Genomic DNA, 20,770 nt, shown 5'->3' with positions numbered 1-20,770 from the left:
GCATCAGGAAATTTCACGACGAAATGGCGGCAATGCATTGAGAATAGCTTTGCCGTAGCGCTGCGTGACCAGACGACGGTCGAGCAAGGTGATGGTGCCGCGGTCTTCTTCGGTCCGCAGCAAGCGACCGCAGGCCTGGACCAGTTTCAACGAGGCGTCCGGCACGGAGATTTCCATGAACGGATTGCCACCGCGGGCCTCGATCCATTCCGCCAGCGCCGCTTCGACCGGATCGTCAGGTACCGAGAACGGAATCTTGGCGATTACTACGTGCTCGCAGTAGGCACCGGGCAAATCCACGCCTTCGGCGAAACTCGCCAGACCGAACAGCACGCTGGAATCCCCGCCATCAACCCGCGCCTTGTGCTTGTTCAGGGTTTCCTGCTTCGACAGGTTGCCTTGAATGAACACTTGCTTGCGCCAGTCGCGGTCCAGACCGTCGAACACGTCCTGCATCTGCTTGCGAGACGAGAACAGCACCAGGGTGCCACGTGAACCTTCTACCAGTTGCGGCAGGTCGCGAATGATCGCCGCGGTGTGGGCCGGCGCGTCACGCGGGTCGGCTTTCAGGTCCGGCACCCGCAGCACGCCGGCGTCGGCGTGATGAAACGGACTCGGGACCACCGCGGTGACGGCTGTTTTAGGCAGGCCGGCACGCATGCGGAAGCGGTCGAAGGTGCCGAGAGCGGTCAGGGTCGCCGATGTCACCAGCGCCCCGTATGCCACGTTCCACAGATTGCGCCGGAGCATGTCCGCCGCAAGGATCGGGCTGGCATTGACCTCGATGTCGAACAGCGAACCGCTTTCGGCCAGGGTCAGCCAGCGGGCCATGGGCGGGTTGTCTTCCGGGTCTTCGACGGTGAAGGCCGTCCACAACTCCCAGTTGCCCGAAGATCGGGACAACAGGCTGCCGAACAGCGGATACCACTCTTCGGCCTGGTTGCTGGCGATGCCGATATTGACCTCGCCGTCCATGCCTTCCTTGAGCAGTTCGGTGAGCCGGGTGAACAGGTCGGTCAGCCGGGCAAAGCCCTTCTTCAGCTCAATACCCATTTCGCGCATGTGCTCGGGAATCACCCCGCCGACGAAACGGTGGCGTGGCCGCTCGCGACCTTCGACGTCTTCGCCGGGCTTGAAGTCGGCGGCTTGCTCGCAGGCGCTGAACATGAACTGCTGCTGGGTCTTGATCTCCCGCGCCAGTTCCGGCACCTGCTCGATCAACTTGCCCAGATCGCCCGGCAGCGGGTGCTGGGCCAGCAGTTTGGTGAGGTTCTTGGCGGTGGTTTCCAGCCAGTCGGCGGTGGAACGCAAACGCGTGTAGTGAGCGAAGTGACCGATGGCCTTGTCCGGCAGGTGATGGCCTTCGTCGAACACGTAGATGGTGTCACGCGGGTCGGGCAGTACCGCGCCGCCGCCCAGAGCGAGGTCGGCCAGGACCATGTCGTGGTTGGTGACAATAACGTCGACCTTGCCCATGCCTTCGCGGGCCTTGTAGAAGGCGCACTGGCCGAAGTTCGGGCAATGACGGTTGGTGCACTGGCTGTGATCGGTGGTCAGGCGCGCCCAGTCGGCGTCTTCCAGCGCCGTCGACCAACTGTCGCGATCGCCGTCCCACTTATTGCCGGCGAGCTTCTCGATCATGCTGGTGAACAGCTTCTGGCTGGCCTCATCGACCTCGATCTTGAAGCCTTCCTCTTCGAACAGCTGCGCGGTGGCAGTCTGCGCGTGACCTTCCTGGAGCAACATGTCGAGCTTGGACAGGCACATGTAGCGCCCGCGGCCCTTGGCCAGGGCGAAGCTGAAATTCAGCCCGCTGTTGCGCATCAGGTCGGGCAAATCCTTGTAGACGATCTGTTCTTGCAGCGCCACGGTGGCCGTGGCAATCACCAGACGCTTGCCGGCGGCCTTCGCGGTGGGGATGGCCGCCAGGCTGTAGGCCACGGTTTTGCCGGTACCGGTGCCGGCTTCCACCGCGACAATCGCGGGGTCGCCACTGCGCCGGCCTTCGTCGTCGGTGTCGATGTCACCGAGGACCTTGGCAATTTCGGCGATCATCAGGCGTTGGCCGTAGCGCGGCTTGAGGCTCTTGGCTTCGAGAAAACGCGAGTAGGCGCCCTGGATCGTGGTTTTGAGTTCGGTGCTGATCATGGATTGTCGGGCGCAAAAAAGGCTGGATAAATTTTCAGTAGTTCGGTTCGGCCGCTATCATACCCCGCTAATTAATCCCGCGCAGAACGGAGTACCTCAATGACACCTTTTGGCATCGTTTATACCCTGCATGTCCTGGCCGCCCTGGTGTGGGTCGGCGGCATGTTTTTCGCCTGGATGGTCTTGCGCCCCGCGGCGATGAAGGCGCTGGAAGGCCCTGCCCGGTTGAAGTTGTGGGTGGAAGTGTTTCAAGGTTTTTTCCGCTGGGTCTGGATCGCGGTGGTGCTTTTGCCGATCAGTGGCGTGGGCATGATTCATCTGCAGTTCGCCGGATTTGAAGCGGCGCCGCGGTATGTGCAGGTGATGATGGGATTGTATGTGGTGATGACGGCGCTGTTTATCCGGATTCAGGCGTTGTTGCTGCCGGAACTGCGCACGGCGGTGACGGCTCAGGACTGGCCGACAGGTGCGGCGGTGCTGGGCAGGATTCGTCGGTTGGTGGGGATTAATTTGGTGGTCGGATTGGTGCTGGTGGCGATTGCTGCAGCTCGGCCGTGATCGTTCCCACGCGTGGGAACGATCGCTTGAGGGCTTACAACCGCTGAATCGTCACCGAACCCGCCACTCCCGCAGGCCCCGGCTGGCCATCGGCACCGGGGCGGCCACTCTTGCCGCCATCGGCTTTATAGACGAAACAGCCCTTGGCCTTGCCGCCCGCCCCTGGTTTTCCACCGGGCCCTGCCGCACCACCCTCCCCACCCGCAATCTCCACCTTGATCTGCTCAGCGGGGTAATCACGCGGCACTTGCAGCCGAACCAGCGCCCCTGGCGCGCCCGGCAGGCCATTACTGCCATCACTGCCATCGGCGCCGCGACCGGCCTGGCCCCAGGTGCAACCCGGTGCTTGACCGTTGGCGCCGTCGAGGCCGACAAACCCCGGGGCGCCCGCGCCACCGCGAGCGTCTACCGACAATTGCGGCGCGTTCAACGCGTTGATCTGCAAATCCAGATTGCGCCCGGAGCGAGCGGCCTTGAGGTAAGTCCCCGGCGCGCCCCGTGCAGTGATCTGGCTGCCTTCGGCCAACTCGGCTCGGCTGACCTTCAACGCCAGAGCCTGCTCGCTCGGCACAATGGCAATCCGCGCGTCACGTCCCAGGTGCAGCTCACCGACCGTCACTTCGGTCACGTTCGAGGGAATCAGCAAGGTGCCGTAATCGGCGACTTCCAGGCGTTCCAGTTGCAAGGTACTGGCGGTGTTGGGCAAGCGCATCAGCGAGTTGGTTTCGACGCTCACCACCTGCGCGCAGGCCAATGGGCTGATAAGTGCAGCGAGCAGACAGAGTTTACGCATGGGAGGCCTTCGAAGCGGCCGGGGCCGGAATGGTTTGCAGGTGGAAAACGCCAAAAAAGACAATCTTCAGACGATCACGCCAAGGGTGGGCTCGACCTTTGAGGCTACGGTTGCAGAACACCAACTCCAGAAGATGGAGCCCTGCCAACACACTGCCTGCAAAATTGATCAGCAGGTGAAAGGGATGAACAAACGGTATGAGCAGATTGACCAGCGCCACCAACCAGAACAGCAGGGTCAACAACTTCCCCAGCCCCCAAAACACCTTCATACGCTGCCTCGTTGAGAATTATTCTTTGCGCGCACAGTAACGGCTTACACGCGGGATAAGCCAGAGGGCAACAAAAAATTCTTCCCGAAGGTCGCGAATTGGCCGTCGGATCAACCTGAATAGGTGTCCGACGGCTCTACCACAGGGCTCAGCGATTGATGTGCAATTCCACACGACGGTTTTGTGCCCGCCCTTCTTCCGTGTCGTTATCGGCCACCGGCTGGCTTTCGCCCCGGCCTTCGCTGGTGAGTTTGTTCGGCGCCAGCCCCTGACTCAGCAGGTAAGCCGCCACGCTGCTGGCACGACGTTCCGACAGTTTCTGGTTATAGGCGTCCGAACCCTGGCTGTCGGTATGACCGACGACTTTGACACTCACCACATCGGTGTTCTGCAATTTGACCATCAGCGAATCCAGCTCACTGCGCGCTTCGGGCATCAGCTCGGATTGGTTGTAAGCGAACAGCACGTTGCCGTTCAGGGTGATGACTTCGGATACCGGAGGTTCAACAGGCTTCACGCTGGCCGGGTATTGCGGCAGTGGGCAGCCGTGATGTTCGACTGGCGTATCGGCGGGCGTATCGGGGCAACGATCACGTCGATCGAAGACGCCATCATCGTCTTCATCGCCATCCTGGGCATAACAGATCAGGCCACCGGTCAGAATCCCGAGCGCCGCGCCACCCGCTGCCCAGGCACTACTTTCTATTGCGCCCAAACCGCCGCCGACCAGTCCGCCAATGACGCTGCAGATCGGCCAGGTACGTTGATTGAGGGGGGCGGTGCCATCGCTGTGAGTCGCACAACCGGTCAGAAGACTGCCAAGCAGCAGAACCGGCAAGACGGTCCTTGTGAGAACGCTCATTGTGAATGCTCCTGTGTCACCGGCCCATACCGGTCACACAGGAGTAAAGACCCGCATCCGCGACTGTACAAGCCGCGGAATGCGAGAGGTTTAGCGGTTGATTTTGATTTCCGTGCGCCGGTTCATCGCGCGGCCATCAGCGGTTTTGTTATCGGCCACCGGTTGGCTTTCACCGGCACCGGTCACAGACACGAAACTGCTGCGTGGCACGCCTTGGGAAATCAGGTACTCCACCACCGAATGGGCGCGTCTATCCGACAGTTTCTGGTTGTAGGCATCACTGCCGACGCTGTCGGTATGACCGGTCACGGTCAGTTGGGCGCTGGAGGATTCCTGTTTCAGGCGCGTGGCAATGGTGCTGAGTACGTCTTTATCGGCAGGGGTGAGTTTGGCCGAGTCGAACTGGAAGTGCACATCACGGATGACGATGACTTCTTCCTTGACCACCGCCGTCTCTTCGACCACCGGCGCAGGCGCCGGTGGAGGGCAGCCGTCGGCATCGACCCGCACGCCTTTAGGTGTTCCCGGGCACTTGTCGCGGCTGTCCGGTACGCCATCACCGTCTTCGTCGCCATCGCCGTGCACCCAGCAGTAAGCCGCAGCCATGCTACCGAGAAACAATGCACCACCGCCGGCCCAGGCCGTGCTTTCAGTTGCACCGAGGCCGGCACCGATGACACCACCGACCGCTGCACAGGTCGGCCAATCGGTTTTCTGCAAACCTGCACAACCAGTCAACACACTGGTTAGCAGAACCAAGGGTAATGCTGTCCGAATTATGCTCATCTAGTTCTTCTCCTGAGGGATCGGCTTAAAACCGATTCTAGGGAGTAAAGACCCGAGTTTTAATCTCCGCCAGCAATAGGCCACTGCTGTTTTGCCTCCTGTTCAGGGAGGATCGCTGCTTTTTGGTTAATTGCGCGAGACAGGAACACTAGGCCCGGACGTTGGGGCAGGCTAGTCTTGGCACTCTGATTGAGGATCTTCGATGATTGCAGGTATTTCTTCGCGCACGCCCCAGCAGGCGTTGGCCGCTTTGCTTGATCGTTACGCCCCGACGCGTCTATTGCTTATAGGTGCCAGCGAATTCCCCGCGCTTGAGGCATTCAAGCTCGCGCACCCGGACAGCATCGTCGCTTTTGCTGCGCCCGGGCCACTGCCTGCCGAACTGGCAGCGCAACGTTTTGATCTGGCGCTGGTGGTCGATTGCCTCGAACACTTGCCCAAGCGCGACGGCCTGAACCTGCTCGGCGGGATACGCAACCTCAATGCCAGTCGCATTGCGGTGCTGGCCGACTTGTCGGCATGCGGTTGGCTGGAGACGGATTTTTTCTCCCTGGCACTGCAAGCCAACGAACGCTTCCAGCGCGACGATCAAGTGCTGACCCTGTTTACCTATGATCTGCTTGACTACAAACAGGTGCCCGACTGGCTTAACTCACGCTTCTGGGCCAATCCGGAAAATTTCGGGAAATATTGGTGGTAACGCAATGAGTACATCCATTTGCCCTTGCGGTAGCGGCACACTGCTCGATGCCTGCTGTGGCCATTACCACGCCGGCCACCCCGCCCCCAGCGCCGAAGTCTTGATGCGTTCGCGCTACAGCGCCTATGTACTGGGGCTGATCGACTATCTGGTGGCGACCACCCTGCCCGCACAGCAGGCCGGCCTGGACCGCCAGTCGATCAGCGACTGGAGCGCCCAAAGCACTTGGCTGGGCCTGGAGGTCGAAAGCGCCGAGGTTTTCGGCGGTCAGCCGGAGCACGCTTTCGTCACCTTCACCGCTCGCTGGCACGACAGCAGCGGCGAACACAGCCACCGCGAACGTTCGTCATTCGTACAGAACGCCGGCCACTGGTATTTCATCGACCCCACCGTACCACTCAAGGCCGGACGCAACGATGCGTGCCCGTGCGCCAGTGGGCAGAAGTTCAAGAAGTGTTGCGCGAGTTATTTCAGCGCTTGAGTTGACCAACAGCACAACGATCGCAGCCTTCGGCAGCTCCCGCCTGTGGACGCTGCCGAAGGCTGCGATCTTTTTAAGGCTAGACTGGGTCTCAAGGGAGATACCTCACCATGACCCGTCAACGGCGCGCATTACAGCTGCTCACCCTGCTCCTGTTTCTGGGGCTCGGCGGCTGTGCGTCGTGGTTCAGCAACGACCTGCCGGAGCCGCAGGTGCATCTGGTCAAGGTCGAGGTGGTCCGGGCCAAATTACTGGAGCAGAAGTTCCTGCTGCATTTTCGCGTCGACAATCCCAATGACCAGGATCTGACGGTGCGAGCCCTGGAATATCGCATTCACCTGGGGGACATACTGCTAGCCGAAGGTGAGCACGAACACTGGTTCACGGTCGGCCCCCAACGCAGCGCCTATTTTAAAGTGCCGATCCGCACCAACTTGTGGCCCAAAGTCCGGGACCTGGTGAAACTGCTGAAAAAACCCGACCAACCCATTCCCTATCGTCTGGAAGGTGAATTGGAAACCGGTTTATTCATCGCGCACTACGTGCACCTGGCGCGCAATGGCGTGATAATCGCCGCCGATTTAATTCCGGAGTAACCCCGATGACCCAGCAACCTCATGTCCATGGCCCTGACTGCAACCACGATCATGACCATCACGACCACCATGATCACGACCATGGCCATGTCCACGGCCCGAACTGCGGCCACGCCCACCAGGAGCCGGTGCGCAACGCCCTGAAAGACGTCGGCCGCAACGATCCTTGCCCATGCGGCAATGGCAAGAAATTCAAGAAGTGCCACGGCGCTTGATGCTTCGGGCGGATATCTTTTTCGCCTGTTGAATCGCTATCGCGAGCAAGCCCGCTCCCACAGGGTTATCGTCGTACATGGATTACGCGTACGACACAAATCTACTGTGGGAGCGGGCTTGCCCGCGATGACGTCGGAACATTCAATACAACTGTTTCAGTTAGATCCTCATCGCGGGCAAGCCCGCTCCCACAGTTTTTTTAGTCGGCCTGCAGAATTCTTGCGGTACTGACGACCGTCGCATACTCCCCATGCAAATTACCCAGCGACATAGCATGCACTTCTTCGGCTGAATGGGCGTTACCAAAAAAATCCGCCTTATCGAAGGTAAAGCACGCATCCTCCACAACCCACGCCTCAAACCCCAGGTTGCCAGCCGTTCGCGCTGTGGATTCGACCGAGTTGTGGGTCGCCACGCCAACGATGATCAACTGATCGATCCCCGCCTCGCGCAAACGCACTTCCAGCCCCGTCGAACAAAAGGCATCCGGCACCTGCTTCTGAATCAGCCACTCACCCATCGATGGTTGAAAACGCTCCTGAAATTCCACCCCTGACTGCTGCGGCCAGAACACTGAGTCCTCTGAGCGGGACAGGTGCTGCACATGAATCACCGGCCGCCCGGTTCGACGCCAATGCCCCAACAATTCCAGGATGCACTCTTCGGCACGAGGGTTGTTTCGACGACCCAGTTTGGGATGAAGGATGCCTTTTTGTTGATCGATGATGATCAGCGCCGCGTTTGTCTTGAGCTCCATGCCGACTTTTCTCCTGCCGGGGCATTGAATTTCCCGTACTTCAGCATCACCTCTTGCTACTGGCAAGCCATCAAACGCAAACAGGACGACCTGATGCCGACGGTCGCTGTCCGTACCTGACGATGTCTCTTGAAAATGGAGTACTTAATGATCGACTTGTATTACTGGACCACCCCCAACGGCCACAAGATTTCGATATTCCTGGAAGAAGCCGGCCTGCCGTACAACGTTTATCCGATTAACATCAGCCAGAACGACCAGTTCAAACCCGAGTTCCTGAAGATCTCGCCGAACAACAAAATCCCGGCCATCGTCGATCATGAGCCGGCCGATGGCGGCGCCGCGCTGTCGCTGTTCGAGTCTGGGGCGATTCTGCTGTACCTGGCAGAGAAAACCGGCAAGTTCCTGCCCAAGGATCTACGCGGGCGCCAGCAAACACTGCAATGGCTGTTCTGGCAGATGGGTGGCTTGGGGCCGATGGCTGGGCAGAATCATCACTTCAGCCAGTTCGCACCGGAAAAAATCCCCTACGCGATCAAACGCTACATCGACGAAACAGCCCGCCTGTATGGGGTGCTCGACAAGCAACTGGCCAACAATGACTTTGTCGCTGGCGGCGAATACAGCATTGCCGACATGGCGATCTACCCGTGGATCGTGTCTCACAAGTGGCAGAGCCAGAACCTGGAAGACTTCCCCAACGTGCTGCGCTGGTTCAATCACATCCAGAACCGCCCGGCGACGGTGAAGGCGTATGCGCTGGTGGGCAAGGTCAACCCGCCTAAACCCTGAGGCACCGCACCCTGATCGTTCCCATGCTCCGCGTGGGAATGCCTCAACGGACGCTCCGCGTTCGGCTCTAGATGTGACGCAGAGCGTCACGGGCTGCATTCCCACGCAGAGCGTGGGAACGATCACCATAAAGAAATAAACCGCCGCCGCTTGCGCGGCCACCTCCTGCTCACTAACGTAGCGCCTTTATTGCGCCTCTACCCCCGCAGGAGCTTTGCCATGGCCTCGCCAGCCCTCACACATTTTCTTCCCCGGTTCGGCGTTGCCGCAGCAGTGGCCGGTGTTTTAAGCCTGACCGGTTGTCAGACCTGGAACACTCAAGACACCCTCCCACCGACCTCCGGCGTGCAACCGCTCAAGGGCCTGGCGCAGAACGTTTCGATTCGCCGCAACGCCATGGGCATGCCGCTGATCGAGAGCAATAGCTTCCACGATGCGCTGTTCACCCTCGGCTACGTGCACGCCAGCGACCGCATCACCCAGATGGTCACTCTGCGCTTGCTGGCCCAGGGCCGTCTGGCGGAGATGTCCGGTGCGGACCTGCTCGATGCCGACCGCTACATGCGTGCGGTCAATCTGAAGAAAAGCGCGGGTGAGCTGTACAAGGCCTCCTCGCCGCGCCTCAAGCGGTTCTTCGAAGTCTATGCCCGCGGGGTCAACGCCTACCTGTTCCGCTACCGCGACAAACTGCCTGCAGACCTCGCGGCCACTGGCTACAAGCCCGAATACTGGAAACCGGAAGATTCAGCGCTGATTTTCTGCCTGCTGAACTTCAGCCAGTCGGCAAACCTGCCGGAAGAAATTTCCTCATTGATGCTGGCCCAGACCGTCAGCGCCGACAAACTGGCATGGCTCACGCCGTCCGCCCCCGACGAAAAACTGCCAGTCGCAGAAGCGGAAAAACTCCAGGGCATCAAGCTTAACGGGCAAATCCCGGGGCTGAATGAAATCAGCAAAGCCACCGGCCAACTGTCGGATCTGAACCTGCTGGGCGCCACGTCTTCGAACAACTGGGCGATCGCCCCGCAACGCAGCCGCAGCGGCAAAAGCCTGCTGGCCAGCGACAGCCATGGGTCGCTGGGCGTGCCAGCGCTGTTCAGTTACGTGCAGATTCGCGCGCCGAAATACCAGGCCTCTGGCGTGACCATTGCCGGGTTACCGATGGTGCTTGGCGGTTTCAACGGGAAAGTGGCGTGGAGCATGACCACGGTCATGGGCGACAACCAGGACCTGTTCCTGGAAAAAATCAAACGCCAGGGCAACGGCCTTTCCTACGAAGTGGGCGGCAAATGGCAGCCCGCGATCGTGCGCAACGAAACCTACTTCGTCAAAGGCCAGAAGCCGATTCGCGAAGCGGTGTACGAAACCCGTCACGGGCCACTGCTCAACAGCGCCCAAGGCACCGCGTTGGCGAATGGTTTCGGCCTGGCCTTGCAGACGCCGAACTTCACCGACGACAAAACCCTGGACGCGTTTTTCGACCTGTCCCGAGCGCAGAGCGTCGAGAAAGCTTCGGACGCCAGCCGTGAAATACGCGCCATCGCCCTGAATCTGGTGTTTGCCGATGCCAGCAATATTGGCTGGCAAGTTACCGGTCGCTACCCGAACCGTCGAGAAGGTGAAGGCTTGCTGCCGTCACCGGGCTGGGAAGGTCGCTACGACTGGGACGGTTACGCCGACCCGATGCTCCATCCGTATGACCAGGACCCGGCTCAAGGCTGGCTCGGCACCGCCAACCAGCGGGTCATTCCCCATGGCTACGGCATGCAGCTGTCCAATTCCTGGTCGGCGCCGGAGCGCGGCGAACGCATGGCCGAACTGGCGGGCGTGGGCAAGCACGACACGCGCAGCGTGATTGCCATGCAATACGATCAGACCACCACCTTCGCCGCCAAACTGAAGAAGGTGTTTGAAGCGCCGGGCATGGCTCAGCCACTCAAACAGGCCATCGAAGCGCTGCCTGAGGCTGATCGCGGCAAGGCGCGCGAGGCTTACACGCGCTTGATGGCTTTCGACGGCAAACTCAGCCCGACCTCCGCCGACGCGGCGATCTACGAACTGTTCCTGCAGGAAAGCACTAAACAGATTTTCCTCGACGAACTGGGCCCGGAAAGCAGCCCGGCGTGGAAAGCTTTTATCGGCAACGGCAAGTTGTCTTACGCGGCTCAGGCCGATCATCTGCTGAGCCGTGAGGACAGTCCGTTCTGGGACGACCTGCGCACCCCGCAGAAAGAAGACAAACCGGCGATCCTCGCCCGCAGCCTGGCGGCCGCGATCAGCGCGGGGGACCGCCAGTTGGGTGGCGATCACAAAGCCTGGCAGTGGGGCAAACTGCATCGCTACGAGTGGAAGAACACCAGCGGCCAGACCGTGCGCGGTCCACTGGCGGCCGGCGGCGACCACAGCACACTCAACACCGCCGCGTTCACCTGGGGTCAGGACTTCAACACCACGCTGGCGCCGGCCATGCGCTTTATCGTCGATTTCGGCCAGGCCGAACCGCTGATGGGCCAGAACGCTACCGGCCAATCCGGCAACCCCTCCAGCGCGCATTATCTCGACAGCATCGATCCATGGCTCAAGGGGCAATACATGAGCCTGCCGATGCAACCGCAGAACTTTGACAAGGTGTATGGCAAGACGCGGCTGACCCTGACGCCTGGCAAGTAACCCCGAGAGGGACCGGACCTGCTCGCCCCCACATTTGATCGCATTCTTTCTGAGAGAACCCGATTAAATGTGGGAGCGAGCCTGCTTGCGAAAGCGGCCTGTTCAACACCTCCATTCGTCCCCGAAAATAAATAGAACTTCTCGTCTCGCGCAAACCTCCTAGCTAGCAGGCCACTCCATTTGGGTAACAATATGGACCTTGTTATCGCGCGTCCTGAAGGTTTGTACTGCCCGCTCGGGGATTTCTATATCGATCCATGGCAGGCGGTCGAACGGTCGGTCATCACCCACGCCCATGGCGACCATGCTCGCCGTGGCAATCAACATTATCTGGCGGCAGCACCGGGAGCAGGCATTCTGCGCGCGCGTCTGGGCCAGGACGTCAACCTGCAAACCTTGCCCTATGGCGAGCCATTGCTGCACCGCGGCGTAAAACTGAGTTTTCACCCCGCGGGCCATGTGCTCGGCTCGGCCCAGGTGCGCCTGGAATACGGCGGGGAAGTCTGGGTCGCCTCGGGGGATTACAAGACCGAGCCCGACGGCACCTGTGCGCCGTTCGAACCGGTGCGCTGCCACACGTTCATCACGGAATCGACGTTCGGTCTGCCGATTTACCGCTGGCAACCCCAGGCGCAGATCTTTGCCGAGATCAATCAGTGGTGGCGGGCCAATGCTAATGCTGACAAGGCCAGCATGCTGTTCTGCTATTCCTTCGGCAAGGCTCAGCGGATTCTCCACGGCATCGATGCCAGCCTCGGCCCCGTTCTGGTACATGGCGCGGTTGAACCCATCAATCGGATTTATCGCGAGAGCGGCGTTTATTTACCGCCAACGATCTATGCCAGTGAAGTTAAAAAGCATGACCCGATGATGCGCAAGGCCTTGGTCCTCGCGCCGCCTTCGGCGGGTGCCAGCTCTTGGGTACGGCGTTTCGGTGATTACAGCGATGGATTCGCCAGCGGCTGGATGCGCTTGCGCGGTACACGGCGGCGGCGCGGTGTGGACCGCGGTTTCGTGCTGTCCGATCACGCTGACTGGCCCGGCCTGCTCTGGGCCATCAAACAAACCGGAGCCGAGCGAGTGATCGTCACCCATGGATCGATCGGGGTACTGGTGCGCCATCTACGCGAACTAGGGCTCGATGCCATGAGTTTCAGCACCGAATACGGCGATGATGAAGACACCACAATCCTCGAACCCGAGGGTGCCGAGGTGCTGGCATGAAAGCCTTCGCCGACTTGTATGCCGAACTCGATGCCACCACCTCGAGCAACGCCAAACTGACGGCAATGCAGAACTATTTCGCCCAAGCCGCGCCTGAAGATGCCGCCTGGGCGGTGTACTTTCTGTCCGGTGGACGACCTCGGCAATTGGTGCCGGTACGAATGCTGCGGGAAATGGCTACAGCGTTTTCCGGGCTCTCTCCCTGGTTGTTCGAAGAAAGCTATCAGGCTGTCGGTGATCTGGCGGAAACCATTTCACTGGTGCTGCCCGAAACGCTCCACACCTCTACCGACGGGTTGGCGGTGTGGATTGAAGACAAACTGCTGCCGCTGCGTAACGCCACCCCGCAGACCCTCGCCGAATGCTTGCCGGCCCTGTGGGCACAACTGGATCGTCAGAGTCTGATGCTGTGCATCAAACTGATCACCGGCAGTTTCCGTGTCGGAGTCTCCAAATTGCTGGTCACCCGCGCCTTGGCGGCGATGGCCGGGCTCGACAGCAAACGCGTGGCCCAGCGGCTGGTGGGTTACACCGATCTATCTAACCGACCAAGCGCCGCCAGTTACCTGAAGCTGATCGCCCCCGAATCACCCAATGAGCATGCCCAACGGGGTGGCCAGCCGTACCCGTTTTTCCTCGCCCATGCGTTATCGCACCCGGTCGAGCGGTTTGAAGCCCTGCTCGGACCGGCCAGTCATTGGCAAGTGGAATGGAAATGGGACGGCATCCGCACTCAAGTGGTCAAGCGCGATGGGCGCTTGTGGATCTGGTCACGAGGTGAAGAGCTGGTAAGTGAACATTTCCCCGAACTGGACAGCCTGGTTCACTGTTTGCCCGATGGCACGGTGATCGACGGTGAAATCGTCGCCTGGAAAGCTGCACAACCGGGCATCAACGATACCTTCGACCCGCAAGCGCCGTCGTCATCCGCTGTGCAGCCCTTCGCCCTGTTGCAACAGCGGATCGGCCGTAGAACGCTGAGCAAGAAAATCCTCGATGAGGTGCCCGTGGTCATCCAGGCCTACGACTTACTGGAATGGCAGGGAGAGGATTGGCGTAACCAGACTCAAGTCACGCGCCGTACTCAACTGGAACAACTCATCCTCACCTGCGCAAACCCGGTGTTACTGAGCTCGCCCGTGCTGACCGGTGAAGACTGGTTCGACCTCGCCCGCCAACGAGAGGCCTCCCGAAAATTAGGCGTCGAAGGCATGATGCTCAAGGCCCGCGATGCGCTGTATGGCGTCGGGCGGACCAAGGACATGGGCGTGTGGTGGAAATGGAAAGTCGATCCGTTCAGTGTCGATGCGGTGCTGATCTATGCCCAGCAGGGCCATGGCCGCCGGGCCAGTCTCTACACTGATTACACCTTCGCTGTGTGGGACGGCCCACCCTCTGCCCGCGAGCGAACGCTGGTGCCTTTCGCCAAGGCCTACTCCGGGTTGACTGACGAAGAAATGCGTCAAGTCGACAGCATCGTGCGCAAGACCACGGTGGAAAAGTTCGGACCGGTGAGTAGCGTGAAGCCGACCCTGGTGTTTGAGCTGGGGTTCGAGGGCATTGCCCTGTCGAAACGACACAAGAGCGGGATTGCTGTGCGGTTTCCGAGGATGTTGCGTTGGCGACAGGACAAGTCGGTGGAAGAAGCTGACAGCTTGGCGACGTTGCAGGATTTGCTCGCCTGAGCTGATTTCTGTGGGCTGATCTTTGTAGCAGCTGGCGAAGCCTGCGTTCGGCTGTAGCAGCTGTCGAGCCTGCGAGGCTGCGTTCGGCTGCGCAGCAGTCGTCAAATCAGAAGTTGCGGTGCGTCAGGCAGACCTTGTCAGGCGGTTTCACGACTGCTGCGCAGCCGAACGCAGCCTCGCAGGCTCGACAGCTGCTACAACGGGCAAGCCCCCTGCGCACCACCCTGGCGCAGTAATCTGGCGATGCCCGTTTTCGTGCGCAGATCGCGCTTTGCCACTTCTTGTATTACCTTTTAAACGCTTGTTCGGGACTCTGGTTCGGAAATTGCTACTTTTAATAGGTCTGACGCTTTCCAGTAACAGTACTTCTGCGCCACAAGCGCTCATATTGGTTCTTAGGGATTGAATAATGAAAAAAGCATTGCTGACCCTTTCTGCACTGGCGTTGTGCATGGCTGCCGGCTCCGCGCTGGCCAAGGAATACAAAGAGTTGCGTTTTGGCGTTGACCCTTCTTACGCCCCGTTCGAATCCAAAGCAGCCGACGGCAGCCTGGTAGGCTTCGACATCGATCTGGGCAATGCGATCTGCGCCGAGCTGAAGGTCAAGTGCAAATGGGTCGAAAGCGATTTCGACGGCATGATTCCAGGCTTGAAAGCCAATAAATTCGACGGTGTGATCTCTTCGATGACCGTCACCCCAGCCCGCGAAAAAGTCATCGACTTCTCCGACGAGCTGTTTTCCGGCCCAACCGCTTATGTATTCAAAAAAGGTTCCGGCCTGAGCGAAGATGTCGCTTCGCTGAAGGGCAAGACCGTCGGCTATGAGCAAGGCACCATCCAGGAAGCCTACGCCAAGGCCGTGCTGGACAAGGCTGGCGTGAAAACCCAGGCCTATCAGAACCAGGATCAGGTGTATTCGGACCTGATGTCCGGTCGCCTCGACGCGGCAATCCAGGACATGCTGCAAGCCGAACTGGGCTTCTTGAAGTCTCCAAAAGGCGAAGGCTACGAAGTCAGCAAGCCGGTCGACAGCGAATTGCTGCCGTCGAAAACAGCTATCGGTATCTCTAAAGGTAACAAAGACCTCAAAGAGCTTTTGAATAAAGGTATCAAAGCGTTACACGACGATGGCACCTACGCCACCATTCAGAAGAAACACTTTGGCGATCTGAATCTGTACAGCGGCAAATAATGCCCGGCGCCCATCTCGCGATGGGCGCTTTTTTTACCCGATCAGGTTGCTGATTTATGTTCGAAAACCTATTACAAAGCCTGGGGCTTTCTGCCTTCAGCCTCAAGGGCTTCGGTCCGTTGCTGATGGAAGGCACCTGGATGACCATCAAATTATCGGTGTTGTCACTTTTGTTGGCCGTATTGCTCGGTCTGCTCGGTGCCAGTGCCAAGCTGTCAAAAGTCAAACTGGTGCGTGTACCGGCTCAGCTCTACACCACGCTGATTCGCGGGGTGCCCGACCTGGTACTGATGCTGCTGATCTTCTACAGCCTGCAAACCTGGCTGACCTCGTTTACCGATTTCATGGAATGGGAATACATCGAGATCAACCCGTTCAGCGCCGGGGTCATCACCCTGGGCTTCATTTATGGCGCGTACTTCACTGAAACGTTTCGCGGAGCGATCCTCGCCGTACCGCGGGGCCAGGTCGAAGCCGCCACTGCCTATGGCCTCAAACGCGGTCAGCGTTTTCGTATCGTGGTGTTCCCGCAAATGATGCGCTTCGCCCTGCCGGGTATCGGTAACAACTGGATGGTGATGCTCAAGGCCACCGCGCTGGTCTCGATCATCGGCCTCGCCGACCTGGTCAAGGCCGCGCAGGACGCCGGTAAAAGCACTTATCAACTGTTCTACTTCCTGGTGCTTGCCGCATTGATTTACCTGCTGATCACCAGTGCCTCCAATGTCGTCCTGCGCTGGCTCGAACGCCGCTACGCCGCCGGTTCCCGGGAGGCCGTACGATGATCGAACTCTTGCAGGAATACTGGAGAGCCTTCCTTTATACCGACGGCTACAACGTCACTGGCCTGGCCATGACCATGTGGCTGCTCAGCGCGTCGATCTTCATCGGTTTTGTGGTGTCGATCCCGCTGTCCATCGCCAGGGTTTCGCCCAAGTTCTACGTCCGCTGGCCGGTGCAGTTCTACACTTATCTGTTTCGGGGTACGCCGCTCTATATACAGCTGCTGATCTGTTACACCGGCATCTACAGCCTGGCCGCCGTGCGTGCCCAGCCAATCCTTGATGCGTTCTTTCGCGATGCGATGAACTGCACGATCCTGGCCTTCGCCCTGAACACCTGCGCCTACACCACGGAAATCTTCGCCGGAGCGATTCGCAGCATGGCCCACGGTGAAGTCGAAGCCGCCAAGGCCTACGGTCTGACAGGCTGGAAGCTCTATGCCTACGTGATCATGCCGTCGGCCCTGCGTCGCTCGTTGCCTTATTACAGCAACGAAGTGATTCTGATGCTGCACTCGACCACCGTGGCATTCACCGCGACTATCCCGGATGTATTGAAAGTCGCTCGTGATGCGAACTCGGCGACCTTCCTGACATTCCAGTCGTTCGGCATCGCCGCGCTGATCTACCTGACCGTTACCTTTGCGCTGGTCGGCCTGTTTCGCCTCGCCGAACGCCGATGGCTGGCCTTCCTCGGGCCGACTCACTAGGACAACTCGTACATGCGCCACCAGATTCATGACCTGCTGGCCCCGCTGCCGGGGACCGTGCGACAGATTCACAGCTTCCACTTCGGCTCGCCGTCGGCCAAAGGCAAGATTTACATCCAGTCCTCCCTGCATGCCGATGAATTGCCCGGCATGTTGGTGGCCTGGCACCTCAAGCAACGTCTGGCGGAGCTGGAAGCCGCCGGCCGGCTGCGTAGCGAAATCGTACTGGTGCCCGTGGCCAACCCGGTCGGCCTGGAACAGGTGTTGATGGACGTTCCACTGGGCCGCTACGAGCTGGAAAGCGGGCAGAACTTCAATCGCTGGTTTGTCGATTTAAGTGAAGAAGTCGGCAACGAAATCGAAGGCTTGCTCGGCGATGATCCGCAACGCAACCTTGAATTGATCCGCGGCTGCCTGCGAAAAGCGTTGGCGCGGCAGACCGCAGGCACTCAACTGCAATCCCAACGTCTGACCCTGCAACGGCTCGCCTGCGATGCAGACATGGTGCTGGATCTGCATTGCGACTTCGAAGCCGTGGCGCACCTTTACACCACGCCCGAGGCCTGGCCGCAGGTCGAGCCGCTGGCGCGCTACATCGGTTCCGAAGCCAGCCTGCTGGCCACCGACTCTGGCGGCCAATCGTTCGATGAATGTTTCACCCTGCTCTGGTGGCAGTTGAAAGAGCGCTTCGGCGAGCAATTCGAGATTCCGCTGGGCAGTTTTTCAGTCACCGTCGAATTGCGCGGCCAGGGTGACGTCAATCACCCGCTGGCCAGCCTGGACAGCCAGGCGCTGATCGATTATCTGATTCATTTCGGCGCGATTGCCGGTGAGCCGGCGCCATTACCGGAACTGCCCTACCCGGCCACACCACTGGCCGGCGTTGAACCGGTGGCGACACCGGTGGGCGGGCTTCTGGTGTTCACGGCCCTGCCCGGGGAATACCTGGAGGCCGGGCAACTGATTGCCGAAGTGATCGACCCGATCAATGATCGCGTCACCCCTGTTCATTGCACTGCCGCCGGGCTGATGTACGCCCGTTCGCTGCGGCGCATGGCCACTGCCGGCATGGTGATCGCCCACGTCGCGGGCACCGAAGCCTATCGCAGCGGCTACCTACTTTCGCCTTGAGGATGCATGCCCCATGTACAAACTGACCATTGAAGGCCTGCATAAAAGCTATGGCGATCATCAGGTGCTCAAAGGCGTTTCGCTCAAGGCCAAAACCGGCGACGTCATCAGCCTGATCGGCGCCAGCGGCTCGGGCAAAAGCACCTTTTTGCGCTGCATCAACTTTCTCGAACAACCCAACGACGGCGCCATGAGCCTGGACGGCCAGAACATCCGCATGATCAAGGATCGCCACGGCCTGCACGTGGCCGATGCAGATGAATTGCAGCGGATCCGCACCCGCCTGGCCATGGTGTTCCAGCACTTCAACCTGTGGAGTCACATGACGGTGCTGGAAAACATCACCATGGCCCCGCGCCGGGTACTCGGTTGCAGCAAGAAAGAGGCCGAAGACCGTGCCCGACGTTACCTCGACAAGGTTGGCCTGGCGGAACGCGTGGCAGATCAGTACCCGGCGTTTCTTTCGGGCGGCCAGCAACAACGGGTAGCCATTGCCCGCGCACTGGCCATGGAACCGGAAGTCATGCTGTTCGACGAACCGACCTCCGCGCTGGACCCGGAACTGGTGGGCGAAGTGCTCAAGGTCATCCAGGGCCTGGCCGAAGAAGGCCGGACCATGATCATGGTCACCCACGAAATGAGCTTCGCCCGCAAGGTATCGAGCCAGGTGCTGTTCCTGCATCAGGGGCTGGTGGAGGAAGAAGGCGCGCCGGAAGAAGTGCTGGGTAACCCGAAGAGTGAGCGCTTGAAGCAATTCTTGAGCGGCAATCTGAAATAAAAAAACGCAGGTTTCGCTCACCTCTACAGATCACTGTAGGAGCTGGCGAAGCTTGCGATTTTTTGTGGGTTGCGAGATTTGATCGCAAGCCAGTTTTTGTCAGACCTCAGGCCACAGGCGCGGGCGGTGGCTTGTCCGGCACAGTGGGCTCTCCGGGTTCTTGTGGCTCTTCGTTGGGCGTGTCGGGATCAGGCTGAGTAGGGATGCCCCCTGCCATGACGGGCGGATGTGCCAACAAGGACCAGGCCAGCACGCCAACCTGATTGGGCTCAAGCCTTGCCAGTTCGGCACTTATTCGTGGATCGATCTTCATGAAGCACTCCTGAGCGATGGCCCGATCCGCCTTGCGCGAATCGGAGCAGTACATTCCATAGAGTGTACGCCCGCTCAGGAATTCCAACGGTTTGTCAGACGGCTGACTCAGGTACGCGGCAGGGTCACGCCACGCTGGCCCTGATACTTGCCGCCACGGTCCTTGTAGGAGACTTCGCACTCTTCGTCCGACTCAAGGAACAACATCTGCGCCACGCCTTCGTTCGCGTAGATTTTCGCCGGCAGATTGGTGGTGTTGGAGAACTCCAGGGTCACGTGACCTTCCCACTCAGGCTCGAGCGGCGTGACGTTGACGATGATGCCGCAACGCGCGTAGGTGCTTTTACCCAGGCAAATGGTCAATACGTTACGCGGGATGCGGAAGTATTCGACGGTGCTGGCCAGAGCGAAGGAGTTCGGCGGAATGATGCACACGTCGCTGTGGATATCGACGAAGCTGCCAGCATCGAAGTTTTTCGGGTCGACGATCGCCGAATTGATGTTGGTAAACACCTTGAAGTGATTGGTGCAACGCACATCGTAGCCGTAGCTGGACACGCCGTAGGAGATCACACGGCTATCGTCGCTGCCGCGCACCTGGCGCTCGACGAAGGGCTCGATCATGCCGTGCTCTTGCGCCATGCGGCGAATCCACTTGTCCGATTTGATGCTCATGGCGGGTGTCCTGAATAGCGAGGTGGAAAAATTCTGTCCGGCATCTTACCGGGCAGGCGCTCCGGGTTCAAAGTCCGGGAAACAATTCTCGCCGATCGCCCGTGAATCCTGGGCCTTCACCGCCATTCGATGCACCGTCAGTCATGAAAACAGAGAAACCTTCGCAAGAACCATTGGCACGTTCCGGAAAAAGGGTTAAGGTGGCGCCACTGTGCTGCTTGTGTCACTGAGAATCTCTACACGATATGTTGAATTTCGATCCAACCATCTACAAGAATTTTTCCTGCTCTTTGCACTCAGTCTCGGCCAGGGTTCTTCCTGCGTCGCAGTTATCTTTGTTCAAGGAGTTACACCATGTCTAATCGCCAAACCGGTACCGTTAAGTGGTTCAACGATGAAAAAGGCTTCGGCTTCATCACTCCACAATCCGGTGACGACCTGTTCGTTCACTTCAAAGCTATCCAATCCGACGGCTTCAAAAGCCTGAAAGAAGGCCAACAGGTTTCTTTCATCGCTACCCGCGGTCAGAAAGGCATGCAAGCTGAAGAAGTTCAAGTTATCTAACTTGTAACTGCTTTAGTAAAAAGCCCCGCCCTTAAAAGCGGGGCTTTTTTGTGCCCGTGTGTTTTGCATGACAAAAAAGATCGCAGC

At 59.3% G+C, this 20,770-nt stretch carries 24 protein-coding genes; 16 read left to right on the top strand and 8 right to left on the bottom strand.

The genetic code is table 11. The features are described from left to right. Nucleotides 1-3 precede the first annotated feature (3 nt). Complete coding sequence (gene dinG / locus PSH97_RS05935; RefSeq protein ID WP_305448466.1) at nt 4-2,148, bottom strand: ATP-dependent DNA helicase DinG; 2,145 nt, start codon at nt 2,146-2,148, stop codon at nt 4-6. A 99-nt stretch (nt 2,149-2,247) separates the two neighbouring features. Here dinG and PSH97_RS05930 point away from each other — a divergent pair, with 99 nt between their 5' ends. Further along, on the top strand, nt 2,248-2,706 hold the full coding sequence (locus PSH97_RS05930; RefSeq protein WP_305448465.1) for a CopD family protein: 459 nt from the start codon (nt 2,248-2,250) through the stop codon (nt 2,704-2,706). Nucleotides 2,707-2,740: 34 nt separating this feature from the next. Here PSH97_RS05930 and PSH97_RS05925 read toward each other — a convergent pair whose 3' ends face one another. From PSH97_RS05925 to PSH97_RS05910, 4 genes are all read right to left on the bottom strand, one after another. Beyond that, the gene (locus tag PSH97_RS05925; RefSeq protein WP_305448464.1) at nt 2,741-3,499 is read right to left on the bottom strand and encodes a collagen-like triple helix repeat-containing protein; all 759 of its coding nucleotides are present in this window, start codon (nt 3,497-3,499) and stop codon (nt 2,741-2,743) included. Then, nucleotides 3,492-3,770, bottom strand: coding sequence for a DUF1145 domain-containing protein (locus tag PSH97_RS05920; RefSeq protein ID WP_305423108.1), 279 nt, complete (start codon nt 3,768-3,770; stop codon nt 3,492-3,494). The genes PSH97_RS05925 and PSH97_RS05920 overlap by 8 nt, the downstream gene beginning before the upstream one ends. A 148-nt stretch (nt 3,771-3,918) precedes the next feature. Further along, nucleotides 3,919-4,632 (bottom strand): OmpA family protein, encoded by a 714-nt coding sequence (locus PSH97_RS05915; RefSeq protein ID WP_305448463.1) that lies wholly within the window; start codon nt 4,630-4,632, stop codon nt 3,919-3,921. Nucleotides 4,633-4,722: 90 nt separating this feature from the next. After that, nucleotides 4,723-5,418: an OmpA family protein gene (locus tag PSH97_RS05910; protein ID WP_305448462.1), complete on the bottom strand. Its 696-nt coding sequence runs from the start codon at nt 5,416-5,418 to the stop codon at nt 4,723-4,725. A gap of 202 nt (nt 5,419-5,620) precedes the next feature. Here PSH97_RS05910 and PSH97_RS05905 point away from each other — a divergent pair, with 202 nt between their 5' ends. From PSH97_RS05905 to PSH97_RS05890, 4 genes are all read left to right on the top strand, one after another. Beyond that, a complete protein-coding gene (locus tag PSH97_RS05905) occupies nt 5,621-6,118 on the top strand; it encodes a DUF6231 family protein (RefSeq protein WP_305448461.1) in 498 nt (165 codons plus the stop codon). A 4-nt stretch (nt 6,119-6,122) separates the two neighbouring features. Next, complete coding sequence (locus PSH97_RS05900; protein WP_305448460.1) at nt 6,123-6,599, top strand: YchJ family protein; 477 nt, start codon at nt 6,123-6,125, stop codon at nt 6,597-6,599. A gap of 110 nt (nt 6,600-6,709) precedes the next feature. Then, nucleotides 6,710-7,195 (top strand): LEA type 2 family protein, encoded by a 486-nt coding sequence (locus tag PSH97_RS05895; RefSeq protein WP_305448459.1) that lies wholly within the window; start codon nt 6,710-6,712, stop codon nt 7,193-7,195. A gap of 5 nt (nt 7,196-7,200) precedes the next feature. Then, nucleotides 7,201-7,410, top strand: coding sequence for an SEC-C metal-binding domain-containing protein (locus PSH97_RS05890; protein ID WP_007906737.1), 210 nt, complete (start codon nt 7,201-7,203; stop codon nt 7,408-7,410). 200 nt (nt 7,411-7,610) lie between these two features. Here the strand turns inward: PSH97_RS05890 and PSH97_RS05885 are convergent, their stop codons facing one another. Beyond that, nucleotides 7,611-8,117 (bottom strand): cysteine hydrolase family protein, encoded by a 507-nt coding sequence (locus tag PSH97_RS05885; protein WP_305449752.1) that lies wholly within the window; start codon nt 8,115-8,117, stop codon nt 7,611-7,613. Between PSH97_RS05885 and PSH97_RS05880 the strand changes: the two genes are divergently transcribed. The 10 genes from PSH97_RS05880 (at nt 8,016) to PSH97_RS05835 (ending at nt 19,132) form a co-directional block, all read left to right on the top strand. Beyond that, on the top strand, nt 8,016-8,288 hold the full coding sequence (locus tag PSH97_RS05880) for a hypothetical protein (protein ID WP_305449891.1): 273 nt from the start codon (nt 8,016-8,018) through the stop codon (nt 8,286-8,288). The two genes, PSH97_RS05885 and PSH97_RS05880, sit on opposite strands and share 102 nt — an antisense overlap. Before the next feature lie 27 nt (nt 8,289-8,315). Beyond that, on the top strand, nt 8,316-8,960 hold the full coding sequence (locus tag PSH97_RS05875; RefSeq protein ID WP_305448458.1) for a glutathione binding-like protein: 645 nt from the start codon (nt 8,316-8,318) through the stop codon (nt 8,958-8,960). Nucleotides 8,961-9,179: 219 nt separating this feature from the next. Next, a complete protein-coding gene (locus PSH97_RS05870; RefSeq protein ID WP_305448457.1) occupies nt 9,180-11,630 on the top strand; it encodes a penicillin acylase family protein in 2,451 nt (816 codons plus the stop codon). A gap of 192 nt (nt 11,631-11,822) precedes the next feature. After that, nucleotides 11,823-12,854, top strand: coding sequence for a ligase-associated DNA damage response exonuclease (locus tag PSH97_RS05865; protein ID WP_305448456.1), 1,032 nt, complete (start codon nt 11,823-11,825; stop codon nt 12,852-12,854). Beyond that, the gene (locus tag PSH97_RS05860) at nt 12,851-14,539 is read left to right on the top strand and encodes an ATP-dependent DNA ligase (protein WP_305448455.1); all 1,689 of its coding nucleotides are present in this window, start codon (nt 12,851-12,853) and stop codon (nt 14,537-14,539) included. Before PSH97_RS05865 ends, PSH97_RS05860 begins: the two co-directional genes overlap by 4 nt. Nucleotides 14,540-14,948: 409 nt before the next feature. Then, on the top strand, nt 14,949-15,731 hold the full coding sequence (locus PSH97_RS05855) for a transporter substrate-binding domain-containing protein (protein ID WP_030131304.1): 783 nt from the start codon (nt 14,949-14,951) through the stop codon (nt 15,729-15,731). A gap of 56 nt (nt 15,732-15,787) precedes the next feature. Beyond that, complete coding sequence (locus PSH97_RS05850) at nt 15,788-16,516, top strand: ABC transporter permease (protein ID WP_305448454.1); 729 nt, start codon at nt 15,788-15,790, stop codon at nt 16,514-16,516. Beyond that, nucleotides 16,513-17,223, top strand: a complete 711-nt coding sequence (locus PSH97_RS05845) for an ABC transporter permease (RefSeq protein WP_305448453.1) — start codon at nt 16,513-16,515, stop codon at nt 17,221-17,223. The genes PSH97_RS05850 and PSH97_RS05845 overlap by 4 nt, the downstream gene beginning before the upstream one ends. Before the next feature lie 12 nt (nt 17,224-17,235). Further along, entirely contained in the window at nt 17,236-18,354 is a 1,119-nt protein-coding gene (locus PSH97_RS05840) for a succinylglutamate desuccinylase/aspartoacylase family protein (protein ID WP_305448452.1), read from the top strand. Nucleotides 18,355-18,367: 13 nt separating this feature from the next. Further along, complete coding sequence (locus PSH97_RS05835) at nt 18,368-19,132, top strand: ABC transporter ATP-binding protein (protein WP_305448451.1); 765 nt, start codon at nt 18,368-18,370, stop codon at nt 19,130-19,132. A gap of 106 nt (nt 19,133-19,238) precedes the next feature. Here PSH97_RS05835 and PSH97_RS05830 read toward each other — a convergent pair whose 3' ends face one another. Together PSH97_RS05830 and dcd are read right to left on the bottom strand one after the other, a co-directional pair. Next, complete coding sequence (locus PSH97_RS05830) at nt 19,239-19,445, bottom strand: hypothetical protein (RefSeq protein WP_253419370.1); 207 nt, start codon at nt 19,443-19,445, stop codon at nt 19,239-19,241. 107 nt (nt 19,446-19,552) lie between these two features. Then, nucleotides 19,553-20,119, bottom strand: a complete 567-nt coding sequence (dcd, locus tag PSH97_RS05825) for a dCTP deaminase (RefSeq protein ID WP_007904652.1) — start codon at nt 20,117-20,119, stop codon at nt 19,553-19,555. A gap of 354 nt (nt 20,120-20,473) precedes the next feature. On the opposite strand from dcd, the gene PSH97_RS05820 reads away from it, so the two are divergent. Next, complete coding sequence (locus PSH97_RS05820) at nt 20,474-20,683, top strand: cold-shock protein (protein WP_002554837.1); 210 nt, start codon at nt 20,474-20,476, stop codon at nt 20,681-20,683. The last annotated feature ends 87 nt before the right edge of the window (nt 20,684-20,770 follow it).

Source organism: Pseudomonas cucumis, assembly GCF_030687935.1.
In the GTDB taxonomy this organism is placed as follows: Bacteria; Pseudomonadota; Gammaproteobacteria; order Pseudomonadales; family Pseudomonadaceae; genus Aquipseudomonas; species Aquipseudomonas cucumis.
Note: the sequence above shows the minus strand (reverse complement) of the source record. Positions and strands in the feature narration are given on the sequence as shown.